General features: G+C 37.2%; 7 protein-coding genes. 2 read left to right on the plus strand and 5 right to left on the minus strand.

Translation table 11 applies throughout. The features are described 5' to 3' along the window. Window positions 1-11 precede the first annotated feature (11 nt). Window positions 12-2,147 carry an ion transporter gene (locus FHK89_RS10400; RefSeq protein ID WP_230659830.1) on the plus strand — a complete coding sequence of 712 codons (2,136 nt, stop codon included), beginning with the start codon at window positions 12-14 and terminating at the stop codon, window positions 2,145-2,147. Window positions 2,148-2,427: 280 nt separating this feature from the next. On the opposite strand, the gene FHK89_RS10405 is transcribed toward FHK89_RS10400, so the two are convergent. Both FHK89_RS10405 and FHK89_RS10410 read right to left on the minus strand, forming a co-directional pair. Further along, entirely contained in the window at window positions 2,428-3,657 is a 1,230-nt protein-coding gene (locus FHK89_RS10405; RefSeq protein WP_442966584.1) for a TerD family protein, read from the minus strand. After that, complete coding sequence (locus FHK89_RS10410; protein WP_230659832.1) at window positions 3,654-4,721, minus strand: mechanosensitive ion channel family protein; 1,068 nt, start codon at window positions 4,719-4,721, stop codon at window positions 3,654-3,656. The genes FHK89_RS10405 and FHK89_RS10410 overlap by 4 nt, the downstream gene beginning before the upstream one ends. 149 nt (window positions 4,722-4,870) lie before the next feature. Between FHK89_RS10410 and FHK89_RS10415 the strand changes: the two genes are divergently transcribed. Beyond that, window positions 4,871-5,983 (plus strand): ATP-grasp domain-containing protein, encoded by a 1,113-nt coding sequence (locus tag FHK89_RS10415; RefSeq protein ID WP_230659835.1) that lies wholly within the window; start codon window positions 4,871-4,873, stop codon window positions 5,981-5,983. Here the strand turns inward: FHK89_RS10415 and FHK89_RS10420 are convergent. The 3 genes from FHK89_RS10420 to FHK89_RS10430 all read right to left on the minus strand — a co-directional run bounded on the left by FHK89_RS10420 (window position 5,932) and on the right by FHK89_RS10430 (window position 7,981). Then, complete coding sequence (locus FHK89_RS10420) at window positions 5,932-6,357, minus strand: endonuclease domain-containing protein (RefSeq protein WP_230659838.1); 426 nt, start codon at window positions 6,355-6,357, stop codon at window positions 5,932-5,934. The two genes, FHK89_RS10415 and FHK89_RS10420, sit on opposite strands and share 52 nt — an antisense overlap. 695 nt (window positions 6,358-7,052) lie before the next feature. Next, window positions 7,053-7,592 carry an Lcl C-terminal domain-containing protein gene (locus FHK89_RS10425; RefSeq protein ID WP_230659841.1) on the minus strand — a complete coding sequence of 180 codons (540 nt, stop codon included), beginning with the start codon at window positions 7,590-7,592 and terminating at the stop codon, window positions 7,053-7,055. Further along, window positions 7,589-7,981 carry an endonuclease domain-containing protein gene (locus tag FHK89_RS10430; protein ID WP_230659844.1) on the minus strand — a complete coding sequence of 131 codons (393 nt, stop codon included), beginning with the start codon at window positions 7,979-7,981 and terminating at the stop codon, window positions 7,589-7,591. The genes FHK89_RS10425 and FHK89_RS10430 overlap by 4 nt, the downstream gene beginning before the upstream one ends. Window positions 7,982-8,009 lie beyond the last annotated feature (28 nt).

Consider the following 8,009-nt stretch of genomic DNA (forward strand, 5'->3'; position numbering starts at 1 on the left):
TAGGTAACATTATGCTTCATGAAATATATAAAGTACTGGAAAAACCACAATCAAGCAAATATGGAAAGCTGGTACAACGAGCCTTATTAATAAATGTATTTATAAATATAGGATCATCTTTACTTTATACATTTTCTAACTTCAACCAAAATATTAAGGGCTTTTTATTAATTATCGAATACATCACTGTTGTTATTTTTTGTATAGAACTTATTTTTAGATACATATCTATTGGTAATGATAAAAGATATAGAGGTGTTTTAGGAAAAATAAAATTCACTTTAACTCCTTTTATTATTATTGATATCATCTCATTAATACCTTACTTCACTACTGGTATACAGTTTGATACCTTAACAGCAAGAATAATAAGATTTCTAAAGTTTTTTAGAATTTTAAAGCTAATCAGACTTAAAGATGTCGCTAAAAATGTCTTTAGTTTAAGCTTTTTTGCTACAACCTCAATTTTTGTACAGTTTATAATACTTTTTACCTTTAGTATATTCTCTATTGCAGCATTTGCAATTGTCCTAAAAAGCATAAAACTCAGTGTGTTAATATTTTTAAGTCCTTCAGCCATTGCAGAAATAAGTGACTTTGATCAAGTTCTATTTGGATTCTTTGAGCTAATTTTAGGACTTATTATTGGTGGTACACTTATTTCAATTATATCTAGTTTATTAACTAATATAATTGACGATATAAAAAATGGATTTTATCCATACAAAGGTAAAGATCACATAGTAATCATTAATTCCAACCCAAAAACTAACTTTATATTAGACGAAATTAATTATTACTATGCTGACCTAGAGCAAACAAAAGATATAGTTCTCTTTCTCCCATTTATTAAAGATACTGAAGAATTCTCACAGAATTTAAAGCAATATTCAAATATAAGAATATTTATTCTCAAAGGAAGCCCCTTTGTCTGGAATACTTATGAAAAAATTAATATTAACCATTGTGGAAAAATTATCATACTTAAAGAAAACAACAACACAAATAGATTTTTAGAAAGTAAAATAACAAGATACATACTATCTCATGAAAAATTCCAGAATAGATACTTGAAATTTATTATAGAATCAAGTTCAAATAGAGATGAAATAATTTATAATGAAATATTTTCTGATAATAAAAATAAATCAGACATTATAAATAGTATTGATATCATACTCAATTTATTGAATAGATCCATTACCAATCCAATGTACTTTCAAATATATTCTGGTTTACTTTCTTTCCAAAATTGGGAGATTAAAATAATTGACTATAAGGAAATTTTTAATGTAGAAAAATCTTTTAAAGAGGCATATTTAGAGTTAGGTGATGCAGTAATACTGGGGGTGATAAAAAATAATGAAGTTAAACTTAATGTAGATAAAGACATTACGCTTAGCTTTGAAGATAAGTTAATTATTATCATAAAAGAATCATATAACTACTATCTCACAGAAATATCTAGTAATCACAATCAAATAATAGAAAATACAGCAATAAAAATTCCGAAACCAAGGCTTAAATCCACAAGAAATATATGCATTATTGGTGATTTTGATGATATAGATATAAGTAAAATTTATGACTTCCTAGACGATGAAAGTATTGCAAAACTACAAAGATACACTCAAGATGACAATGAAGGTTATCTTGATATTGACTTTTGGAAAGTAATTATTAGCAATAATTTTGACATGATTATTCTTAATCTTGATGATGATTTTGAATTTATATTAACAATGTACCTAAGAAATAAATTTAATAGTAATACTAAATTCTTAGAGTCTCTTGTAAATATTGTTCATGATCCAATTGTCTCTCAGTTACTACATAGAAATGATATTATTAAAAGCAATATTATACTCTCTGAAAAGCTATCAGGTGAATTCATCACTCAAACCGTATTTAACGAATATATAGTTAAGATATTTGAAGAGATTACTAGAGCACAAGGTAATGAATTTTATATTTTAGATAAAGAAGAATATGCAGAGCTATATAATTTAGATATTTTTAATTTAAAGTCAATTTTATTAGAAAATGATATGATATATATAGGTGCAATAGTAGATAATAATTTTTATATTAATGACAATAGAGTTAATAAATTTCATAGTATAGTTGTTCTCACAGAAGGAATATAAAAATGGTACATAAAAAACATAGTCATTGATGTATAGTCAATCTAATACTAATTCTATTAATTAACCTACCAATATAATTACTACAACGGGAAACAATTAGTAGACTAAGCGAATTTGACAAATTTAGGTTATTTTAGAGATATAATATAATTTAACCACAAGACAACCCATTGCATACATCTAGCAAGACACCATGGTAGATTTTTTAAAGTAGCTATAGATGAACTATAAATACTGCATAGCCCTAATATAAGTCAATACTTAATATCAGCAACTAATATTACTTACTGCCACGCTTCCAACTAAAGCCCCAACCAAAGGCTTTATCCATGTCTTGATGCCCATTAAAATACTGATTAATGCGCTCCACATTGATACTACCATTTTGGTTGACCAGTCTGGCAATGGCACACATGGGACGATTGTTTGCACCTTCGGTTAGGTGGGTTTCAATTGGTGGTTGCTCAGGTACATGGATAGTGACAATACCGTCTGTCTGTGCCCAATTGGGTACACCTTCATAAATAAAGGCAAAAACCAATACTTCTTGTATTTGTGACCACTGACTACCATTGATATCCAGCCATTCACCGCCAGTCATGTGCCCTGTGCGGTCATCGGCTCGCAATAAGACATAAGGCGATGCATTGAGATTGCCAAAATGGTTACCGAGTGCCTGAATCAAGGTGCGCTCACCATTTTTTAAAAATATCATTGCACCAATATCTAAATCAATGCCTGATGCACGCTGCTTAAATAAATCACTAAGCAGTCCTTTTTTGGGCTGACCCGTTGCCTGACTAGCAGCATTTGCTTGTTGATTCCAGTTAAGATTAATAGAGATTTTACCAAAGTTGTCTTTTTTCTTGAGATTGATACTCGATTGGGTTTTAGTGAGCGTGACTTTGCTAAGATTGACACTGGGTTTGGCAGCATTAGATTGGGTAGAAGCAGTATTGGGCATAGGTGGTGGCGTCGGGATATTCTGCTTTTGGGCTTGATTATTATGGCTATCATCAGCGATTTCCACACCAAAATGCTCAGATAGCGGCTTTAACCCACCATCAAAACCTTGGGCGATAAAACGAAACTTCCAACTGCCTTGACGACGGTAGCATTCGCCGAGAATCAATGCTTTTTCGTTCCGATTTGCAGCTTCTACAGGACAGTTTAGCAGCACCTCACTGCCCTGCATCACTTGCAAAGTCACGTTACCAAGCTGCGCCAATGGCAAATCTGCGGAAAATGCCACCGCCACTTTTTCAATCGCCATCGGCTGCGTAGGCAAGTCAATGTCAAAAAATCCATCAGTTTCGCGCCCCCGAAAGGCAATACTGGCATCATCACTTTGTCGTTGCCCATAAAATACCATGTCACCATCGCCCCGTACTTTCATGTTGCTTGCCAACCGATAAGCAGCACAATCTATCGGGCTTTGGCTAATGATGCGTAGGGTAATTTTAGCATTGGCTAGCGGGGCATTTGCACCAGCGATTAATGTTTGGCTCACTTTGATTTTCCCTCATTGTTATTACTGGAACTATGGTTATTACTGGGACTGTCGCTATTATTACTTTGAACATCAGCGACAGGTTGCTTAACTGCGTGATTGCTAATAGATTCTGCTGATTGCGTTGGTATGCCAGTGACATTTTTTAGGTCGGTATTGGCAGCATCCAAATTATTATCAATTGCCACGGGTATGGGCTTATCAAAGATATTAACCCCACCTTTTACCCCAAAATCTAGAGTAGTGACAGTATAAGCGATGCTGATGTTTTCTTGCTCAAAGCGTTTTTTAATACGCATGATGATGTCGCTACTGGCTTGTTTATAGTCTATATTATTTTTAAAATGTATCCAAAATCGTAATTGGAAGTTATAGGTGCTTGAGCCAATGTCGGTAAAGTAAAAATCAATGGGCTCATCATGCAATACGCTTTCTACTTGTGCCGCTTCTTCTAATGCCGCCGCTTTGACCAATGCCAAATCATCCCCATAAGATACGCCACTTTCAAAGATGATTCGCCGTTTATGAAACGCGGTATAACTGGTAAATGTATTATTATAGATAAGCTGGTTGGGGACAAACACTTGTTGCCCTGCCACTGTCCATATATTGGTGGTAATCCAGCCAATTCCTATCACCTTGCCATAGGTTGAGTCAATTTCCACCCAGTCATCTTTGCCAAAGGGCTGCTGAATTTTTAATAATAAACCTGCAAATAAATTAGATGCCACATCTTTAAAGGCAAAGCCTGCAATGATGCCAAGCACGCCAGCACCTGCCAGTAGTTTGGTCAATACTTGTTCAAGCCCGAGTATTTGTAGGGCAAGTAATACACCAGAGGCGATAAAAAAGATATAGATGACGGTTGAGACAATATAGCCAATTTCTATATATTTGGTGGCAGCTTTGGTATAGAGTTTCAGTGTGTATTTTTTGGCAAGTTTTGCCAGTATAAAAAACAAGCCAAACACCAATACACTCAAAAAGATATTGGGCAAATAAGCCAATACTGATTTTTCCCAGTGTGCTAAAATGCCTTCTAGGTAGGTGATTTGATGATCCATAATATCCCTTAACTCCAATAAATTTCTCAATAAAATCTGTTAATCTTCAAGTTATTTTATAAATTTTTTTATTATACACTTATTAGCAATCGCTTCACTAAATCTTTGCAATGTGGTGAAAAACATCATCACTGTTATGGGATGTCCTTATGAATCAACCAATCTCAACTCCCCTAAATCCAGCCGCTTGTGTTTGGCTGGCTGAGGCACAGTCTAGTCAGCGAGATATGCTGCAAAGTCTACAAGGACTCAAAGTTCAATATCCCAACCAACCTTTATCCATTATTGCTTCTCATCGCTCTTCACGCCCTGAGATTTTTGAGTTTGCTGACCACTACTTTTATGAGCCAGCAGAAGATAACAGTGGCTCTTCTTCTCGTTGGCAGTATGTGCTAGATCAGGCACAACAACATCATGTTAAAGTGCTGCTCACTGGGCGTAATAGTATTGATTATGAAGCACAGCGGTATTTATTTAACAAGGCGAATATTAGGCTGCTGACAGGGGCGCAAGATGTGCAGATGCTACAAAAAATAGATGATAAGTTTGCGTTTATACAGCATTGCCAACAACATGACATTCCTGTGGCGACTGGCTGGCGATTTGAAAATTTGCGGCAGTTACATCAGTTGTTTGCGAAGCACCACAACCAATCACTGTGTGTCAAACCTGTTTCGGGGATTTTTGCACAGGGGTTTTGGCGTTTGGATACGGGCAAAACACTTGATAATAGCTATGATAGTTTTGAGCATTTGTATTTTACCGATAACCGCAAAATCAATGCTGAGCAGTTTTTAATTGCTTATGCCAAGAGCGAGATGGTACAAAAGCGACCCATACCAATGCTATTGATGCCATATCTATCTGGACAGGAATATTCTATCGATGTGGTATGTGAGCGTGGTGAGGTATTGGCTGCGATTACCCGTCATAAGGTCGGTAAGGTGCAGCATATTGGCTATGATGAGGAGGTAATGGCAGTGGTAATACCTTTGATTCAGGCATTTGGCTGTGATGGTATTGTCAGCGTGCAGACCAAAGCGGACGATGCTGGGGTACACCATGTGCTAGAAATCAATAGTCGCCCTTCTGGTGGTATTGGTTATACCAAACATTGCGGTGTGGATTTGACCCAAATTGCCTTTGCCTATTGGCTTGGTTGGACAGATAAACCTGTATTAGCAGAAGTTGCTAAGCAAATTCAACCATGTCAGGTACGCTCAATTATGGTGAGCGTGAAATTGGATGGTGTGGCGGAGTAGTTAAAATGGAGGTTAGGTGGGATAGTCTCTAATCTTTCTACAATATCCGCAATAACTGCATCTATCTGTGTCAATACGCTATGATTGTCATAACGTATGACGCTGATACCTAAGCTGTTTAAATATTCGGTGCGTAGGTTGTCATAGGCTAGTTGTTCTGGCTGTAAGTGGTGGCTACCGTCAAGTTCGATGGCAAGGTTATTACTATGAGTAAAAAAGTCCACGACATATCCGCCAATCGGTACTTGACGGCGAAACTTAACACCCAACTGGCTACCACGCAAACGTTGCCATAGTTTCCTTTCTGCCTCTGTCATATTTTGTCGCAGACTTTTTGCATTTGTTTGAGTGGTCGTGTTTGTTTTAAAACTCATACTTTTTCCTTTGCCCTCATTTACTCGCTCCCCTAATCTTTCTTTTGAAACTTCTATTATTCCCTCCCCCAGCCCCTCCCTAAGGGAGGGGGGTTATATCCTGCATAACTTTTAAAAGTATTCTAGCTTTGCCCTTATAAACAAAACCTGAAAAGTGCTGTTCCTCCCCCTTAGGGGGAGGTTAGGTGGGGGAATAGTAGTAACTTTATTTCAAAGTCTAGCTCCCTTCCCAAATTCTAAAAAATATGTCCCCCCTCCTTTTTAAGGAGGGGGTCAGGGGGTGGTTCTCAAATCTCATATTTATTTGTCCTCTACGCCCTCCCCCACTCCGAGCATAGCTCTACGTCTTGCACTCGGGCAATCGTCCACTGGACGATTGCTTATCCTCGCTCACCTACCCTAAGGGAGGGGGGCGATATCCTTCATAACTTTTAAAAGTATTCTAGCTTTGCCCTTATAAACAAAACCTGAAAAGTGCTGTTCCTCCCCCTTAGGGGGAGATTAGGTGGGGGAATAGTAATAACTTTATTTCAAAGTCTAGCTCCCTTCCCAAATTCTAAAAAATATGTCCCCCCTCCTTTTCAAGGAGGGGGCTAGGGGGTGGTTTCTTTTAGGATAATTGAGAAACACCACTCCAGAAGGGGGGGGGTGTTTATTTTAGGTTAAGTGGGGGAAAATCTTAAAACCCAAAAAGCCTATTCTGACCGCACGGCACGCACATAACTACTATTGTTCTTATAGCTGTAGTTATCGTGACCATTATTGAAGTCCACGTCCCACGCATGGGAACTACTGTTAGCAACAGGCGAGGACGACCAATAATCGCTAGATGCTGTATTAGGGAATATGGTGGTATTAATGGCAGGGTCATAGCATTGCTGTTCCACAATACTACTTAACTCTTTAATATTGGGCAGTCGATAGCCATTACCTATTGCTTTGGCTTGTGTCAGTGCTTGTTGCCAGTTATAGCTGTTGGCACTACCTATACATTTACCACCATTATTATTGTTGTTACCTTGCCATGTTTGCCCTAATGAGCATCGTTGCCAGATTAGCCCTGTTACGGTATCTTTGACTTCTCCATCTTTTACACCAATGGTAGTAAAGCGGTTAGTTGGTGTGGTGGCTTCGATATTAGTGGTTTGGCAAGTTTGGGCATGGCTAACTATGCTACTCAATAAAAGGCAAGCACAACTGCACAGTGGGATAGGATTTAAGATAAGTCGTTTCATTGGTTTGCTCCTGTCAGATAATTTTTAGTGCTGTAATAATTCTCTAATCTTTCTACAATATCCGCAATAACTGCATCTATTTGGGTCAATACGCTATGATTATCATAACGTATCACGGTAATACCTAAGCTGTTTAAATATTCGGTGCGTATGTTGTCATAGGCTAATTGTTCTGGCTGTAGGTGGTGACTACCGTCAAGTTCGATGGCAAGGTTATTACTATGAGTAAAAAAGTCCACGACATATCCGCCAATCGGTACTTGACGGCGAAACTTAACACCCAACTGGCTACCACGCAAACGTTGCCATAGCTTCCTTTCTGCCTCTGTCATATTTTGCCGAAGACTTTTTGCATTTGTTTGAGTGGTTGTGTTTGTTTTAAAACTCATATTTTTTCCTTTGCCCTCATTTACTCCC

It is taken from the genome of Psychrobacter sp. I-STPA10 (assembly GCF_021012795.1).
Classification (GTDB): Bacteria; Pseudomonadota; Gammaproteobacteria; order Pseudomonadales; family Moraxellaceae; genus Psychrobacter.

Excerpts from the sequence above, each read along its gene's own strand:
- FHK89_RS10420 (WP_230659838.1), bottom strand. The coding sequence starts at position 6,357 with ATGAGTTTTAAAACAAACACGACCACTCAAACAAATGCAAAAAGTCTG.
- FHK89_RS10430 (WP_230659844.1), bottom strand. The coding sequence starts at position 7,981 with ATGAGTTTTAAAACAAACACAACCACTCAAACAAATGCAAAAAGTCTT.
- FHK89_RS10410 (WP_230659832.1), bottom strand. The coding sequence starts at position 4,721 with ATGGATCATCAAATCACCTACCTAGAAGGCATTTTAGCACACTGGGAA.
- FHK89_RS10425 (WP_230659841.1), bottom strand. The coding sequence starts at position 7,592 with ATGAAACGACTTATCTTAAATCCTATCCCACTGTGCAGTTGTGCTTGC.
- FHK89_RS10415 (WP_230659835.1), top strand. The coding sequence starts at position 4,871 with ATGAATCAACCAATCTCAACTCCCCTAAATCCAGCCGCTTGTGTTTGG.
- FHK89_RS10400 (WP_230659830.1), top strand. The coding sequence starts at position 12 with ATGCTTCATGAAATATATAAAGTACTGGAAAAACCACAATCAAGCAAA.